General features: G+C 72.2%; 16 protein-coding genes. 10 read left to right on the top strand and 6 right to left on the bottom strand.

All coding sequences use genetic code 11. The features are described 5' to 3' along the window. Positions 1–13 precede the first annotated feature (13 nt). Complete coding sequence (locus V1633_RS06485; RefSeq protein ID WP_331213269.1) at positions 14–517, top strand: hypothetical protein; 504 nt, start codon at positions 14–16, stop codon at positions 515–517. 12 nt (positions 518–529) lie between these two features. Here the strand turns inward: V1633_RS06485 and V1633_RS06480 are convergent, their stop codons facing one another. Next, positions 530–2,452, bottom strand: a complete 1,923-nt coding sequence (locus V1633_RS06480) for an AfsR/SARP family transcriptional regulator (protein WP_331213268.1) — start codon at positions 2,450–2,452, stop codon at positions 530–532. A 110-nt stretch (positions 2,453–2,562) separates the two neighbouring features. Here V1633_RS06480 and V1633_RS06475 point away from each other — a divergent pair, with 110 nt between their 5' ends. From V1633_RS06475 to V1633_RS06465, 3 genes are all read left to right on the top strand, one after another. Continuing rightward, a complete protein-coding gene (locus tag V1633_RS06475) occupies positions 2,563–4,017 on the top strand; it encodes a peptidoglycan DD-metalloendopeptidase family protein (RefSeq protein ID WP_331213267.1) in 1,455 nt (484 codons plus the stop codon). Positions 4,018–4,206: 189 nt separating this feature from the next. Further along, positions 4,207–4,665: an AraC family transcriptional regulator gene (locus V1633_RS06470; RefSeq protein WP_331213266.1), complete on the top strand. Its 459-nt coding sequence runs from the start codon at positions 4,207–4,209 to the stop codon at positions 4,663–4,665. A gap of 10 nt (positions 4,666–4,675) precedes the next feature. Continuing rightward, positions 4,676–5,104 carry a VOC family protein gene (locus tag V1633_RS06465; RefSeq protein ID WP_331213265.1) on the top strand — a complete coding sequence of 143 codons (429 nt, stop codon included), beginning with the start codon at positions 4,676–4,678 and terminating at the stop codon, positions 5,102–5,104. Positions 5,105–5,141: 37 nt separating this feature from the next. Here V1633_RS06465 and V1633_RS06460 read toward each other — a convergent pair whose 3' ends face one another. Both V1633_RS06460 and V1633_RS06455 read right to left on the bottom strand, forming a co-directional pair. Beyond that, positions 5,142–5,642: a nuclear transport factor 2 family protein gene (locus tag V1633_RS06460; RefSeq protein WP_331213264.1), complete on the bottom strand. Its 501-nt coding sequence runs from the start codon at positions 5,640–5,642 to the stop codon at positions 5,142–5,144. A gap of 77 nt (positions 5,643–5,719) precedes the next feature. Beyond that, on the bottom strand, positions 5,720–6,622 hold the full coding sequence (locus V1633_RS06455; protein WP_331213263.1) for a LysR family transcriptional regulator: 903 nt from the start codon (positions 6,620–6,622) through the stop codon (positions 5,720–5,722). A 95-nt stretch (positions 6,623–6,717) separates the two neighbouring features. Here V1633_RS06455 and V1633_RS06450 point away from each other — a divergent pair, with 95 nt between their 5' ends. Continuing rightward, on the top strand, positions 6,718–7,584 hold the full coding sequence (locus tag V1633_RS06450; protein WP_331213262.1) for an oxidoreductase: 867 nt from the start codon (positions 6,718–6,720) through the stop codon (positions 7,582–7,584). On the opposite strand, the gene sepF is transcribed toward V1633_RS06450, so the two are convergent. Continuing rightward, entirely contained in the window at positions 7,581–7,823 is a 243-nt protein-coding gene (gene sepF, locus V1633_RS06445) for a cell division protein SepF (protein ID WP_331213261.1), read from the bottom strand. The two genes, V1633_RS06450 and sepF, sit on opposite strands and share 4 nt — an antisense overlap. 103 nt (positions 7,824–7,926) lie before the next feature. Here sepF and V1633_RS06440 point away from each other — a divergent pair, with 103 nt between their 5' ends. Further along, positions 7,927–8,577 carry a hypothetical protein gene (locus V1633_RS06440; protein ID WP_331213260.1) on the top strand — a complete coding sequence of 217 codons (651 nt, stop codon included), beginning with the start codon at positions 7,927–7,929 and terminating at the stop codon, positions 8,575–8,577. 45 nt (positions 8,578–8,622) lie between these two features. Here V1633_RS06440 and V1633_RS06435 read toward each other — a convergent pair whose 3' ends face one another. Next, a complete protein-coding gene (locus V1633_RS06435; protein ID WP_331213259.1) occupies positions 8,623–8,991 on the bottom strand; it encodes a hypothetical protein in 369 nt (122 codons plus the stop codon). 52 nt (positions 8,992–9,043) lie between these two features. Here V1633_RS06435 and V1633_RS06430 point away from each other — a divergent pair, with 52 nt between their 5' ends. The 3 genes from V1633_RS06430 to V1633_RS06420 all read left to right on the top strand — a co-directional run bounded on the left by V1633_RS06430 (position 9,044) and on the right by V1633_RS06420 (position 12,143). After that, a complete protein-coding gene (locus V1633_RS06430) occupies positions 9,044–9,631 on the top strand; it encodes a SigE family RNA polymerase sigma factor (protein ID WP_407951974.1) in 588 nt (195 codons plus the stop codon). Beyond that, positions 9,628–10,863, top strand: coding sequence for a hypothetical protein (locus V1633_RS06425; protein WP_331213258.1), 1,236 nt, complete (start codon positions 9,628–9,630; stop codon positions 10,861–10,863). The genes V1633_RS06430 and V1633_RS06425 overlap by 4 nt, the downstream gene beginning before the upstream one ends. A 134-nt stretch (positions 10,864–10,997) precedes the next feature. Continuing rightward, on the top strand, positions 10,998–12,143 hold the full coding sequence (locus tag V1633_RS06420; protein WP_331213257.1) for a MalY/PatB family protein: 1,146 nt from the start codon (positions 10,998–11,000) through the stop codon (positions 12,141–12,143). A 48-nt stretch (positions 12,144–12,191) separates the two neighbouring features. Here the strand turns inward: V1633_RS06420 and V1633_RS06415 are convergent, their stop codons facing one another. Beyond that, positions 12,192–12,410 carry a hypothetical protein gene (locus V1633_RS06415; RefSeq protein ID WP_331213256.1) on the bottom strand — a complete coding sequence of 73 codons (219 nt, stop codon included), beginning with the start codon at positions 12,408–12,410 and terminating at the stop codon, positions 12,192–12,194. A 276-nt stretch (positions 12,411–12,686) separates the two neighbouring features. On the opposite strand from V1633_RS06415, the gene V1633_RS06410 reads away from it, so the two are divergent. After that, entirely contained in the window at positions 12,687–13,517 is an 831-nt protein-coding gene (locus V1633_RS06410; RefSeq protein ID WP_331213255.1) for an alpha/beta fold hydrolase, read from the top strand. Positions 13,518–13,972: the final 455 nt, after the last annotated feature.

Below are 13,972 nucleotides of genomic sequence, written 5' to 3'. Positions count from 1 at the left end.
AAGGTATCCGGTCATGTCGGGACAGTCGGGTCGCGTGCTCGGAATCCTGGCCGTCGGACTCCTCGCCTTCGCCTGCTGCGGCTGTTTCTCGGACTGGTTGACGACGTGGCAGGCCCTGGTGGTCGGCGCCGTCGCGGCGTGCCTCGCCGTGGCCTGGCTGGCGGTGAACACGACCCGGGGGCTCCGGGAACGGGGTCCCGCGCAGGCGACGGCCGCCGCCCACCTCGACGCGGTCGTCGCGCAGGAGTACCCGACAGCGCACGGGCTGCTGACCGAGGAGCGCCGGGGTCAGATGACCCCGGCGGAGTTCTCGGAACGGTACGCCGGAAACGACCGGATCACCGACTACACCATCGACGGTACGACGATCGTCGGTGGTGGCGGTCAGCTCCGAGCCGAGGTACGTGGCCAGGTGCGGTTCCTCACCGGTGAGGTCGCCCCGCTGCTCGTACTGCTGGTCCGGGAGGCCGACGGCCGGTGGCGGGTCGCCGACTCCGGTACCGGCCGCCGCTGGTAAACCGGTCGGAGTTCAGCAGAGCGGCATGAGCAGGGCGGCGGGCCGGGTCTGCGGCGGAGCCGCGTCACGTTCGAGTTCCACCGCGTAGCTCCGGAGCAGCCTGTTCATCTGGTAGCGCCGTGGGGCGGATTCCGTGATCAGGTGGACGCTGCGCAGTTCGGCGAGCAGCCGTTCGATCTCGCGGGAGGGTTCGCCGACGATTTCGCTCAGCGACTCGACCGTGGCCGGCCCGGTCAGGTGCGGGAACCGCCCCACCTTGCGGAAGAGGTCGGCCGCCGCGCCACTGAGCGTCGCGTAGGAGCGGGAGAAGACGATCCGCAGATCGGTTGCCGGATCGCGGGTGGCGAACGCGGCGAGGCCGTGGGCGACGGCCAGTTCGGTCGCGATGACGGCGAGCGGAAAGGTCGGCCGGGTCGCCGCCCGGGCGGCCACCACCGACAGGGCGAGCGGCAGTCGTCCGCAGTACCGGACGATGGCCCGCACCGCCACGGGTTCGGCGCTGACCCGGTCGGCACCGAGCCGGCAGGCGAGCAGTTCGCGGGCTTCGGCGGGGGAGAGCACGTCCAGCGTCAGGAAACCCGCACCGTGCGAGGTGATCAGACTGGACAGATCGGTGCGGCTGGTGATGACCACGCTGCAGCCACCACCACCCGGCAACAGCGGACGGATCTGGTCGGCGTCCCGGGCGTCGTCGAGAACGACCAGCATGCGTCGGTCATGGGTGAGGCTGCGGTACAGCGCGGCCTGTGCGTCGAGGCTCTGCGGCACCTGACGCCAGGCGACACCCAGCGCGCCGAGGAAGTCGGTCAGGATGCCGGTGACTGGGGCGACGCTTCCGTCGGGCGCGAAACCGCGCAGGTTCGCGTAGAGCAGTCCGTCCGGGAAGCGGTCCATCGCCCGGTACGCCCACCGGACCACCAACGCCGTCTTGCCCGCGCCCGCCGGCCCGCAGATCGTGGCGAGGGTGCTTGTCGCGATCCTCGACGTCCCGCCGGTGCCGACCGGTGTGGCTGCCGGGATCAGCATCCGGTCGAGCTGACCCAGTTGTTCGACCCGGCCGACGAAGTGGGGCAGGTCGGACGGTAGCTGGACCGGCCTGACCTCGGCCGCCCCCGACGGGGTGGCCGGGCCGGTGCCGGGACGGGACGGTGTGTTCCGGTGACCGGCCCGGGCCGCCACCGATCGCTGTGACTCACTCAGCAGAAGCTCGTGGCGGCGACGCAACTCCGGGCCGGGATCGGCGCCGAGTTCGTCGGCGAGACGTTGCCGTACGGCGCCGAAGGTCTCCAGCGCCTCGGCCGAGCGGCCCTCCCGGCGCAGCGCGTCGATCAGATTCACCGCGAGCGGTTCGACCAGCGGATAGCGGTCGAGCATCGGACGAAGCAGGTTGATGACCGTCCCCGTCCGATCCAGTTCGAGTTGGCTGGTGGTCCAGAGCAGCAACGCGTCCACGTGCTGCTGGCGCAGTGTCCGCCGCGTCCGCTGGATCCATTCGCCGCGCAGGTCGGCGAAGGCCTCGCCGCGCCACAGGTCGTTCGCCTCGTCGAGCAACTCGACCTTGCGGGCCGCCAGCGGCTCGGCCCGGGCCCGGTCGCACAACGCCTGGAAGCGGTGCAGGTCCACGGCGTCGTGGGGCACGTCGAGCAGGTATCCGCCCGGTTGGGAGAACAGTCGGGCGGTGCCGCCACCGTCGGTGGCGGCCTCCAGGAGCCGCCGCAGGCGGGCGATGTAGCTGTACAGGCCGCTGCGGGCGCCGCCAGGCGGCGTGTCGTCCCAGACCCGGTCGATGATGGTCTCGGGCGACACCACCGATCCGGCGTCGACGGCCAGCGCCGCGAGAACGGTACGTTGCCGGGCGGGCCCCAGGTCGACGGGCCTTCCCGCGACGGTGCACCGCACCTGGCCAAGTACACCGAACATCATCGTTTCCGACATGCGACTACCCCCGTAGGTCGCCAAAGGAACGTTCAAGGATTATCCAAGATCATCTAATGGTCCGGAACCCCATGCTTGCTCTCGAAGTGGTCACTCTCGAGGTAGGAGCTATGGGCAGAAGGTTATCTATTCGGGCGGTACTGACATCCGCCCTGGCGTCGACGCTGGTGGTCGGTGCCATGGTCGTCCCGGCGGAGGCGGCCGGCCCGCGTCCGTTCTTCCAGGCGCCGTTCCAGTGCGGGTCCAGGGTCAAGTTCGGCACGTACCCCGGACACGGCGACTACGAAATCGACATGATCGTCGGCGAGGGCACCCCGGTGCTCGCCGCCGCCGCCGGACGCGCCTACCGGGGCCACAGCACGACCGGTGGCTACCAGGTCAGCATCCTGCACGGCAACGGCTGGCGGACGCTGTACCTGCACCTGAAGGCGAACACCTACCAGTTCAACGACGGCGACTGGGTCGCCCAGGGCCAGCGGGTGGCCAGCTCCGGCAACACCGGCACCAAGACCAGTGGCCCGCACCTGCACTTCGAGCAGCAGAACCAGTTCGACGGCAGTTGGCGCGCGGTGCACGCCTGGTTCAACGGCAGGGCCTCGGACATCACCGACGACGCCCGGGCCAACAGCTACTACGAGACCAGCCAGAACGGTTGCGCCCCCGCTCCGCCGCCGCAGGCGTTGCAGGTGTCGGCGGTGCACGCCGACACGGTGTCGCACACGGTTCGTACCCACGACGGTGCGTGGGACGAGTGGGGTGCGGTGGAGTCGCAGGCGGGCGCGCTGTCGGATGTGCATGGGATGGCGAGTGCGGTGGTGAATGGTGAGTTGCATCTTGTTGCGGCTCACGGTGACGGGATCTCGCACACGATCCGGCATGCGAATGCCAGGTGGGAGCCGTGGCGCAGTGTGGAGACGCCGGCCGGGAACCTGCCTCGGTTGACGGGGTTGACGGCGGTGGCGACGGGTGTGGATTTGCAGGTGGTGGCGGTGCACGGGGACGAGATCCTGCATACGGCGCGGTACGGCAGGACGGCTGCCTGGGAGCCGTGGCGCAGTGTGGAGACGGCGACGGGGGGTGATCTGTCCGGGGTGACCGAGGTCGCCGCCGCGTCGGTGAGCAACGAGTTGCAATTGGTGGTGGTGCACGGTGCCGGGGTGTCGCACACGGTTCGGCGGATCAGCGGCCAGTGGACCGGGTGGGGCGACGTGGAGCGTGCGGCGGGTGCCCTCGGCACGGTCACCGCGGTGACCGCGGCGGGTACGGGTGCCGACCTGCAGATCGTGGTGGTCGACGGTGACCAGCTCAAGCACGCGGCCCGGCACGGCAGCAACGGTGGCTGGCTGGCGTGGGGAAACGTGGAGTCGCAGGCGGGCAGCGTTGGTGGGATCACCGGGGTCGCGGCGGCGAGTGTCAACAACGAGTTCCAGTTGTTGGTGGCCAACGGTGACCGGTTGTCGCACACGGTCCGACACGTGAACGCCCGATGGGAGCCCTGGGGCAACGTCGAGGGCGAGGCCGGCAACCTGAACCCCGTCACCAGCCTCACCGCCACCGGCGGCTGACCAGGGTTGACGGCTGACCCGTGGGCGACCGCCGTGACCCGGTGGTCGCCCACGAGGCACCGGTGTGCTCGTGGCCCCGAGACACCGGTGCCGTCGCCGGCCGGCAGACGTGGTCGCCGCCGCGGACCTCGGCACGCCGCCGGCGGAACCATGCCTGAGCAGTGCTTTCACCCGGTAGACTGGCGCACCGTGACGGTCGGGCCGCGTCGGGTGCCGGGTGACCTGCTGGTGCACCTGCGCCGGGCCCGCGACCACGCCGACCGCCACTACACCGAGCCGCTGGACCTCGCGACACTCGCCGCCGTCGCCGGCCTCAGCAAGTTCCACTTCCAGCGGCTCTTCACCGCCACGTACGGCCTCTCGCCCGCCGCCCACCTGTCCCGTCGTCGGGTCGAACGCGCCCAGGACCTGCTCCGGGCCACCAACCTCAGCATCACCGAGGTCTGCCACGCCGTCGGCTTCACCAGCCTCGGCTCGTTCAGCAGCCGGTTCCGGGAGCTGGTCGGGGAGACGCCGAGTGAGTTCCAGCGCCGCTGGGCGGCGAACGGCGCACCGCGCATCCCCGGCTGTTTCGTCTTCATGTGGGGCCTGGCCGAGCGGCGCGACCGCGCAACCGAGGAGAAGCCCGGGCCGGCCGACACCTCCTAGCCTCGGTCACATGATTACCAACATCTCCATCACCAGCGTTTTCGTGAAGGACATCGACGCCTCCAAGGCGTTCTACCTTGACGTACTCGGTTTCGCCGAGCACACCGACATCACCCTCGGTGACGGCTACCGCTGGTGCACCGTCAACCATCCGAGCCAACCCGAACTGCAGGTCCACCTGACGCACCCCGGTCCGCCGTACTCGCCGGAGATGGTCGACGCGATCAACCGGGCCATGGACGAGGGCGGTGTCTTCGGCCTGGGCCTCAGCGTGGACGACTGCCGGAAGACGTACGACGAACTCCAGGCCAAGGGCGTCGAGTTCGTCAATCCTCCAGAGGAGCGCCCGTACGGCGTCGAGGCGGTCGCGCGGGACAACTCCGGCAACTGGATGGTCCTGGTCGAGCCCCGGGAGTTCACCCCGGCCGCCTTCGACTGACCCGACCGCCGCCGCCCTCCGGTACGGCGGCGGTGTGTCAGGCGTACTGGAGGTCGGCGGTGGTGATCGCGGTGGCGGTCATGGTGAACCGGTAGTGCGCCCGCCAGCCGGACGATCCCCGGGGTGCCCAGTGCACCAGCAGGTCCTGGCCCCCGGGCATCGCCGCCACCTCCAGCACCCGCAACGTCCCGCCGATCACCTCGGCGCCGGCCCAGGCACGGATCGCGTCCCGCCCCTCGATCCGTCGGCTCACGTCGACGACCAGCCCCTCCGGGGCGAACGCGGCGACCAGCGCGTCGAGGTCACCGGCGTTCACCGCGTCGACGTACGCCTGTGCTGGCCCGGCCGTCACCGGGCCCGACCCCGGGGCCGTGGTGACCGACCCGGCAGAGCCGGCCGGCACCGGGCCGGTGGTTGTGGTCGTCCGCCCGGACGTGGCTCCGTCACCGCAGCCGCCGCCGAGTACGGCCGCGATCACGAGCAGGCCGACCATCCTGGTTCCGCCACCCCGACGGGTACCGGCAGTGGACCGTGTCATCACCGTCTCCCTCCGACGCCGACGAGCGTGCCGGACGCCGACCCGGCCGGTCCAAGACCCGCGTCGATAACCGACGGTTATCCGGCGTCGAGCGAGCGTCGTACCGCCTCGACCAGGGTGTGCAGCAGCGGGCGGCGATCCTCGACCCGCCAGGCGAGTACCAGTTCGCTGGGGAGCAGCCCGGTCACCGGTCGGATGGTGATCCCGTCCCGGGCGACCAGGGGCACGTTGCCGGCGGCGACCAGACACACTCCGAGACCGGCGGCCAGCGCCTCGACCACCTCCTCCGCGTTCGCCACCTCGGCGCCGACCAGCGGCGGGCGGCCCGCCCGGGCCTCGACCGCCAGCCAGTGTTCACGCAGCCCACCGCTGCCGGCCGGCAGCGCCAGGAACGGCTCGTCGAGCAGTTCGCTGATGTCGACGCTGACCTGGCCGGCGAGTCGGTGGTCGGCGGGGAGGGCGACCAGCCGGGACTCGCTGGCCACGGTCAGCCACCGGTAGCGCTCCGGATCCGGCATCGGCAACCACACGAACGCGGCGTCGGTCCGGGCCGGCCCGTCGGCCGCCAGCCCGCCGGTCGGGTCGTCCCACGACACCTGCCGCAGCCGCAGTTCCGCCTGCGGCACCGCCGTGCCGAACCGGGCCCGTACCGCCGGCAGCAGCCCCCGCCCGACCCCGGTGCTCATCCCCACGACCAGGGTGGCGGCCTGCGTGGCGGCGGCCACCGCGACCGCCTCCTCGGCACGCCGCCAGCCGTCGAGGAGGAGGCGGGCTCTCGGCAGCAGTGCGGCACCGGCCGGGGTCAACCGCACCTCGTGGTGGTCGCGCTCGAACAGCGGCGTACGCAGTTGCGCCTCCAGCGCCCGGATCTGTTTGGAGAGCGCCGGCTGGCTGACGAACTGCGCCTCGGCGGCCCGGGTGAAGTGCAGGTGCTCGGCGACCGCCACGAAGTACCGCAGGTCCCGCAGGTGCACGTCCATTCCATCTGGTTATCACGGCCGGTCTTGGCCACCAAGCCGGGTGCGGGCGCACCCTGGACCGGGCCGCACCCCGCACCCCGCACCAAGGAGCAAGCATGATCCAGAACGGCGCCGTCTCCACCACCGCCGTCCGAGTGTGGCTGGTGACCGGGGCCGGCAGCGGCTTCGGACGCGCCATCACCGAGGCCGCCGTCACGGCCGGGGAGATCGTCGTGGCCACCGCCCGCCGCCCGGAAACCCTCGACGCGTACGTCAGCGCGCACCCCGACCAGGTCGAGGCGCTGCGGCTGGACGTCACCGACAGCGTCGCCACGGCCCGACTGGTCGCCGACGTCGAGGCGCGGTACGGCCGGATCGACGTACTGGTGAACAACGCCGGGCGGGGTCAGGTCGGCGCGGTCGAGGAGACCACCGACGCCGAACTGCGCGACCTGTTCGAGTTGCACGTGTTCGGCCCGGCGGCGCTGGTCCGGGCGGTCCTGCCCGGGATGCGGTCCCGGGGCGGCGGCGCGATCGTGCAACTGTCGTCGTTCGGCGGTCAGGTCGCGTACCCCGGTTTCTCCGCCTACTGCGCGACCAAGTTCGCACTGGAGGGCTTCTCGGAGGCGTTGGCCGCCGAGGTCGGCCCGTTGGGGATCAAGGTTCTCGTGGTGGAACCCGGTGCGTTCCGGACCGGATTCTCCGGCGCCGGCCTGGTCGAGAGTGCCCCGCTGGCGGCGTACCAGGAGACCGTCGGGCCGACCCGCACCATGATCAAAGGTATCGACGGTGCCCAACCCGGTGATCCCGCCCGGGCCGCCGCCGCGATCCGAGCCGCCCTCGACGCGGACCGGACACCCCTGCGGCTACCGCTCGGCGACGACGCGGTCGACGGCATCCTCGGCCACCTGACGGCGGTGGCCGCCGAGGTCCGCGCCTGGGAACCGCTGTCCCGAAGCACCGGCTACGGGCTGCCGGGCTAACCGACCGCGACCGCGCCCGACCGGGCCATCCGCTTGGGCTGGAGCAGGAACACCTTCGGCGCCACCCGCTCCATGCCACCGTCCCGGGCCACCACCAGACCGGCGGCGAAGTCGACGAGGTGCAGAGCCTCCTCATTGGTCAGACCGGTCAGGTCCATCACCACCGGAAAGCCCTGGCAGAAGTAGTGTCCGACGTAGAACACCTCGCTGTAGTTGCGCGGCCGTACCGTCTTGACCATGGGGTCAGTCTGCCCGGCCCAGCGCGGACGTCAAGTTGCCTGCTCACGGGCGCCGATCCGGCCACCACGGCGACGCGGCTCCCGACAGGTAGGATCACCGGCCGTGACGGAATCCGCAGCGGACGATTTCGAGTCGGACGAGGACGACTCCGAAGAGTTCGATCCTGGCGAGACGTACGTGGCCGCCTGCCCTGTCGACGCCGGGCTGGCCCGCCGGATCGTCGACCTGGCCGACCTCACCTGGCCCGACGGGGAGACCACCCGCCAGGTGATGCGCGGGTTCGGCTGGCGCGACGGCGAGGCGGTACCGGTCGACGAGGGCGGGTTCGTCACCGACCAGGGGCACGTCGTCTTCGGCATCGGCTGTTTCTACATGCCGTTCGCCCACTTCTACCGGATCGACGGGGAGGTCTGGACCAGTGACTTCTGGGGATCGCTGCCCGGCTGGTCCAGCGAGAAGGGCGCGTACCGCCCGGAGTTCGACGGGTACGTCGACTCCGCGATCACCCGGTTCACCGAACTGCTCGGCCCGCCGGAACGCGACGGCCGGGTCCAGGGCCGGACCATCTCGGTCGGCTCCTACTCGTGGCGGTACGCGGCATGGCGCCGGGGCGGCAACATCCTGGTCGTCGGCCAGACCCTCGAAGGCTTCTCGTACAGCCAGTTCGAGGAGGCCGTCGTTTTCGTCGGTGCCCTGCCGGCGGAGACGCCGCTACCGGAGGTCGCCGAACTCCCCCGGCTCATGAAGTGGTAGGACCGGCCGGCGTACCGCCCACCTGACGGTCGGCGGCCCGGATGGTCAACCGGGCCGCCGCCGGCCGAGGAACACCTCCCGGTGCAGTTCCGCGAAGCAGGACTCCCGGAACGCCCGGATCCGCTCGGCGTCGCCGGTGCCGGCGAGCCGTTCCACCCGGTCGCCGAGCATCAGGTTGGTGACCACGGCGGTCGCCCCGCACAGGAACGCCAGCAGCCCGATCGGCACGACCAGGTAGAACAGTCGCTGGTCGACGGGGTGCGGCAGGTCCCCGGCGACGGCCGTCAGGACCAGGCACAGCCAGAGCAGGTTCAGGGTGTGCGTCAGCCGGGTGCTCCACAGGGCCCGGCGGTAGAGCGGCAGCCGCACGAGCTGGTCGTACCGGGCCCCGGTCAGATCGTCGTCCCACCCCACGCCGCCCTCCACTCCGCCCCGGCCCGCCACCTGGTAGGGCGTACGGACAACGATGGACGTGCCAGCGTGGGACGTGCAACCGGGCGGTGGACGTCGCTCGTTCAAGTCGCGACACCGCCGTGAGGAGATGCGCATGCGGGCCGAGGCGCAGCAGGACTACATCGAGTACGTGACGGGGCGACTGCCCCGGCTCCGACACCTGGCGTACCTGCTCTGCGGCGACGAACACCGTGCCGACGACCTCGTCCAACAGACCATCACCAAGCTGTACGTACGCTGGCGACGGATCCGCGACGTCGAACATCTGGACCAGTACGTCCGGACGATGCTGCTCCGGACCTTCCTCGACGAGCGCCGCCGGCCATGGTCACGGGTCGGGCTGCTGGCCGAACCACCCGAGCCGCCACCGGCACCGGACTGTCGGGTCGAGGACGCCCTGGCGCTGCGGGCCGCGCTCGCCCGGGTGCCCCGGCGTCAACAGGCGGTCCTGGTGCTGCGTTTCCTCTGCGACCTCGGCGTCGACGAGGTGGCGCAGATTCTCGGCTGCTCCGCCGGGACGGTGAAGAGCCAGTCGTCCCGGGGGCTGGCGACGATGCGCCGGCTGCTGGACGGGACCGAAGCACAGACGGTGGGAAGGTGAGCATGGACCCCGACGAGAAGTACGCCGAGTCGTTCCTGCGGCCGTTGGCCGGTGAGCCCCGTACCCCCTCGGTGGTGGACGTCGACCGGGCGATCGCCGACGGCGAGCGACGGCTGCGCAGGCTGCGGACGGCTGGTGCCGGCGCGGCCGCCGCCGTGTTGGTGCTGGCGGTGACCGGTGGCTGGGTGCTGCTCCGGACGGACGCACCCGTCGGCCCGCCGGACCGGGTCGCCATCGGTCCGTCGCCGACCAGCCCGACCGGGAGCCCGTCGTCGTCGGCCCCGGCGGTCACGCCGCCGACGAGCTGTACCGTGCACCGCCTCGACGTGCCGGCCGGGCATCCGCCGAGAAGTGTGGTCACCGGTGCCGACCCCACCGGCCGGTACCTCCTGGGCCGGTCGTACCCGGGCTCCGGACCCCGGCCGCTGATCTGGGACAACGGGCGGGTGAAGGCGGTCGGGATCTCCGGCGACGACCCGCAGCTGGTGGACGTCACGTCGACCGGCGTCGCCGTCGGGTTCAGCTTCGTCGACGCTTCCAGCGGACGGACCGCGGCATGGGTGTACCGCAGCGGCCGGCTCAGCCGGCTCGCCGGCGACAACACGACGGCGAGCGGGATCAACGATCGGGAGGTGATCGTCGGGTCGGTGGACGGCAGGCCGGCGGTCTGGTCCTCGCCGACCAGCAGGCCGACGATGCTGTCGACCCCCGACCGGGGCTGGACCGGTGCCGCGGTCGGCATCGACGAGGACGGCACCATCGTCGGCGCCCTGCAGGGTCCGTCCGACCGCGAGCCCGACGGCTACCTGTGGCGGCCCGACGGCACGCTGGAGAAACTGCCGGTGCCGACGCTGCGCGGCAAGCCGGCGACGACCTACACCCCGCACGCGATCCGACACGGCTGGATCGTCGGCTGGTCGGCGCTGGACGAGCGGGGCGCGCGGTACATCGGCGCCCCCCGGTGGAACCTGCGTACCGGTGAGGTCGAGCCCTTCGATGCCGCCGGGAGCACCGAGGCGGTCAACCGGTACGGCTGGACGGTCGGGGTCGGCCCGGCCGGCGCCCAGTTCCTCGCCGACGGCACCAGCGTCGACCTGCCCGACCTCGACAGGAACGCCAACCGGGACGGCACCCGGGTGCTGACGGTCAGCGACGACGGCAGGACGCTCGCCGGGCAGGCCGACTGGGGGGAGGAGGAGGAACCGGTCGCCGTACGGTGGCGGTGCCGCTGACCCGTACCGGGTGATCTCGACCGGACGCCGTACACCGGCCCGGCCGAGATAGCCCGGCAGCGCCGGGGCGGTCGAGGTCGCCCGGCGGCGCCGGGGCGGTCCGGCGCGGCGCCTTCGGCGTAAGGTGTGGCTCCATGGGGAACCCCTTGCAGAGCCGCACTCTGGCGCAACTCCGGACGCGGACCAGCGAGAAGTGGCGGCGGTACCCGGAAGACGTACTTCCGGTCTGGGTCGCCGAGATGGACGTGCCACTCGCCGAGCCGGTCGCCCAGGCGCTCACCGAGGCGATCGCCCGGGGAGACACCGGCTACCCGATGGCCACGGACTACCTCGAGGCACTCGCCGACTTCGCCACCCGACGCTGGGGGTGGACCCCGGACGTCGACCACGCCCGACTCGTCCCCGACGTGATGATCGGCATCGTCGAGGTGTTGAAGCTGGTCACCGGAGACGGCGACGCGGTGGTGCTCAACCCGCCCGTCTACCCGCCGTTCTTCGACTTCGTCGCCGGGGCCGACCGCCGGGTGGTCGAGGCACCCCTCGGCGCCGACCACCGGCTCGACATCGAGGCGCTGGACCGGGCGTTCGCCGAGGCGGTGGCGGGTGGACGCCGGGCCGCGTACCTGCTGTGCAGTCCGCAGAACCCGACCGGCACCGTACACACTCGGGACGAACTCCGGACGGTGGCCGGGCTCGCCGACCGGTACGGGGTGCGGGTCGTCGTCGACGAGATCCACGCCCCGCTGGTGCATCCCGGTGCGACCTTCGTGCCGTACCTCTCGGTGCCCGGCGGCGAACGCGGTTTCACCCTGCTCTCCGCGTCGAAGGCGTGGAACCTGGCCGGGGTGAAGGCGGCCGTCGCGGTGGCCGGACCGGCCGCCGCCGCCGATCTCGCCCGGATGCCGAAGGTGGCCGGCGACGGGGCGAGCCACCTCGGGGTGATCGCGCACAGCGCCGCACTCCGGTACGGCGAACCGTGGCTCGACGCGCTGCTCGCCGGCCTCGACCAGAACCGTCACCTGCTCGGCGCCCTGCTCGCCGAACACCTTCCCGAGGTGTCGTACCGTCCGCCGGACGGCACCTACCTGGCGTGGCTGGACTGCCGGGCGCTTAACCTGCCCGGCGACCCGGCCGAGGTGTTCCTGGACCGGGGGCGGGTCGCGCTGGTGCCCGGCCCGGACTTCGGCACCGGCGGTGCCGGGCACGCCCGGTTCAACCTGGCGACCTCGGCCGAGATCATCACCGAGGCGGTACGCCGGATGGCCGCCGCCCGCGGCTGAACCCGCGCTGGCGCGTCCCGGACCGCGGCCTCGGCCGACGAACCGCGATCAGAAGTCCCGCCACTCGTCGAACCAGTCATCGGCCCGGTACGCCGCCCTGGCGACCCCGGGCAGCCGGTCCCACCGGCGTTGCCAGACCACCTGCATCCGCGGGTAGTCCCAACCGGTGGCTGTTCGACGTCGCGGGATCCCCGGATGCAGCGGCAGCTCGCCCAGCCAGACCAGGTCCGGCGGAACCGTGTGGTACTGCCGGGAGACGTGGACCACGGCCGGCGCGCCGGAGTGCGCGTGGTGGTCCGGACACAGTGGACCGATCCCGGTGAGCTTGGGCCGGTGTCGGCAGTTCAGGTGAGGACCAGTCGAGCGGACACACCAGCGCGCTCCCGGCGCTGACGGCCACGACCTGGCAGGCGCCGTACCCGCCGAGGGGCAGTGGCATCGCGGCCACGGCGCCGGGCCGGAACCGGTGGTCGGATCGGGGCTCCGGCACGCCGTGATGCTGGGACGACGGTACGACGGGCGGCCGATGGCAGACTGCTGGACATGAGCGGCGGAGACAGGGCGACGCCCGAGGTGTGGACCCGGCACGGCGTACGACTGCACGGTGGTGGCGGCGAGGGCGGTGCCAGCGTCGGCCGTCCGGTACTGCTGCTCCTGCACGGGATGGGAGCCACCGGCGACGTGTGGTCCGCCTGGTCGGAGCTGCTCGCGGCGCGTTGGCCCGGCCGCTGGCTCGCCCCCGACCTGCCCGGACACGGCGGTTCGGCCCCGCTCGACGAATACTCCTTCGACTCGCTGGCCGCCGGGCTCGCCGAGATGCTCGACCCCGACGACCGGGTGGTCGTGCTCGGCCACTCGCTCGGCGGGGTGGTCGGGCTCGCCCTGGCCGCCCGGCTCGGCGCCGACAACCACGCCCGGATCGAGGCGGTGCTGGGCCTCGGGGTGAAGGTCGCCTGGACCCCGGACGAGCTGGCGAAGGCGGCCGCGCTCGCCGGCCGGCCCGTCGCCTGGTACGACTCCCGGGACGAGGCGGCGCGGCGACACCTCCGGGTCTCCGGCCTGGCCGGCCTGCTGACCGCCGACGACTCCAGAGTGGACGCCGGGATTCGGACCGACGGCGGACGGTGGCGGCTCGCCATGGACCCACGGTGCTTCGGTGTCGGCGAGCCGGCGATGGCGGACCGGCTGGCCCGGGTCCGGGTGCCGGTACTGCTGGCCCGGGGCGAACACGACCCGATGGTCGGGGACGCGGACCTGGCCCGGCTCGGCGTACCGGTCCGGACCCTGGCCGGTCTCGGGCACAACGCGCACGTCGAGGATCCGACGGCGGTGGCGGCACTGCTGGAGCCGTACGGGCTGCGACCCGCAGGCTGAACCGGCGAGCCCTGGGCGCACCGCGTCCGGTGGAGTCGGAGCCGGTCTCGCGGGCCAGCCGGGTGCGCCGGACGCCCCGGCCCGGTCAGGCCGGGTCGGTCAGCCACCGACCCGGCTGCGTGCTTCCGTGCCCGTTGTCCGGATCCGGTGGCCCGGTCGGGGGTTCGGGTCGGGGAACATCCGCGGGCGGGTCGCGGTTGTATCCCCCGTACGACCGCAGCAGCGGGCGACATCACCGGCCTGTCCCGGCGTTTGTGCTCGGATGGGTGTGGTGTCCGGTTTCCGGGTCGTGATCGACTCGGCCGGGTGGGCGGATCCGTGGAATGCTCACCACCCGCCGACGGTTGTATCCCCGGTACGACCGCAGCAGCGGGACAGCCCCTCCGGTTTCCCCACCGAGAGCAGGGCATCCTCTTCTCTCCCGTTTTCGACCCACGCTCCCTGTCGGGGGTGTT

It is taken from the genome of Plantactinospora sonchi (assembly GCF_036422035.1).
Taxonomy (GTDB): domain Bacteria; phylum Actinomycetota; class Actinomycetes; order Mycobacteriales; family Micromonosporaceae; genus Plantactinospora; species Plantactinospora sonchi.
This window is presented reverse-complemented; position numbering and strand designations above follow the sequence as displayed.

Coding starts and splice junctions, on each gene's coding strand:
- V1633_RS06465 (WP_331213265.1), top strand. CDS start 4,676: ATGATTACCAACATCTCCATCACCAGCGTTTTCGTGAAGGACATCGAC.
- V1633_RS06410 (WP_331213255.1), top strand. CDS start 12,687: ATGAGCGGCGGAGACAGGGCGACGCCCGAGGTGTGGACCCGGCACGGC.
- V1633_RS06475 (WP_331213267.1), top strand. CDS start 2,563: ATGGGCAGAAGGTTATCTATTCGGGCGGTACTGACATCCGCCCTGGCG.
- V1633_RS06460 (WP_331213264.1), bottom strand. CDS start 5,642: ATGACACGGTCCACTGCCGGTACCCGTCGGGGTGGCGGAACCAGGATG.
- V1633_RS06420 (WP_331213257.1), top strand. CDS start 10,998: ATGGGGAACCCCTTGCAGAGCCGCACTCTGGCGCAACTCCGGACGCGG.
- sepF (WP_331213261.1), bottom strand. CDS start 7,823: ATGGTCAAGACGGTACGGCCGCGCAACTACAGCGAGGTGTTCTACGTC.
- V1633_RS06430 (WP_407951974.1), top strand. CDS start 9,044: ATGGACGTGCCAGCGTGGGACGTGCAACCGGGCGGTGGACGTCGCTCG.
- V1633_RS06480 (WP_331213268.1), bottom strand. CDS start 2,452: ATGTCGGAAACGATGATGTTCGGTGTACTTGGCCAGGTGCGGTGCACC.
- V1633_RS06485 (WP_331213269.1), top strand. CDS start 14: ATGTCGGGACAGTCGGGTCGCGTGCTCGGAATCCTGGCCGTCGGACTC.
- V1633_RS06450 (WP_331213262.1), top strand. CDS start 6,718: ATGATCCAGAACGGCGCCGTCTCCACCACCGCCGTCCGAGTGTGGCTG.
- V1633_RS06455 (WP_331213263.1), bottom strand. CDS start 6,622: ATGGACGTGCACCTGCGGGACCTGCGGTACTTCGTGGCGGTCGCCGAG.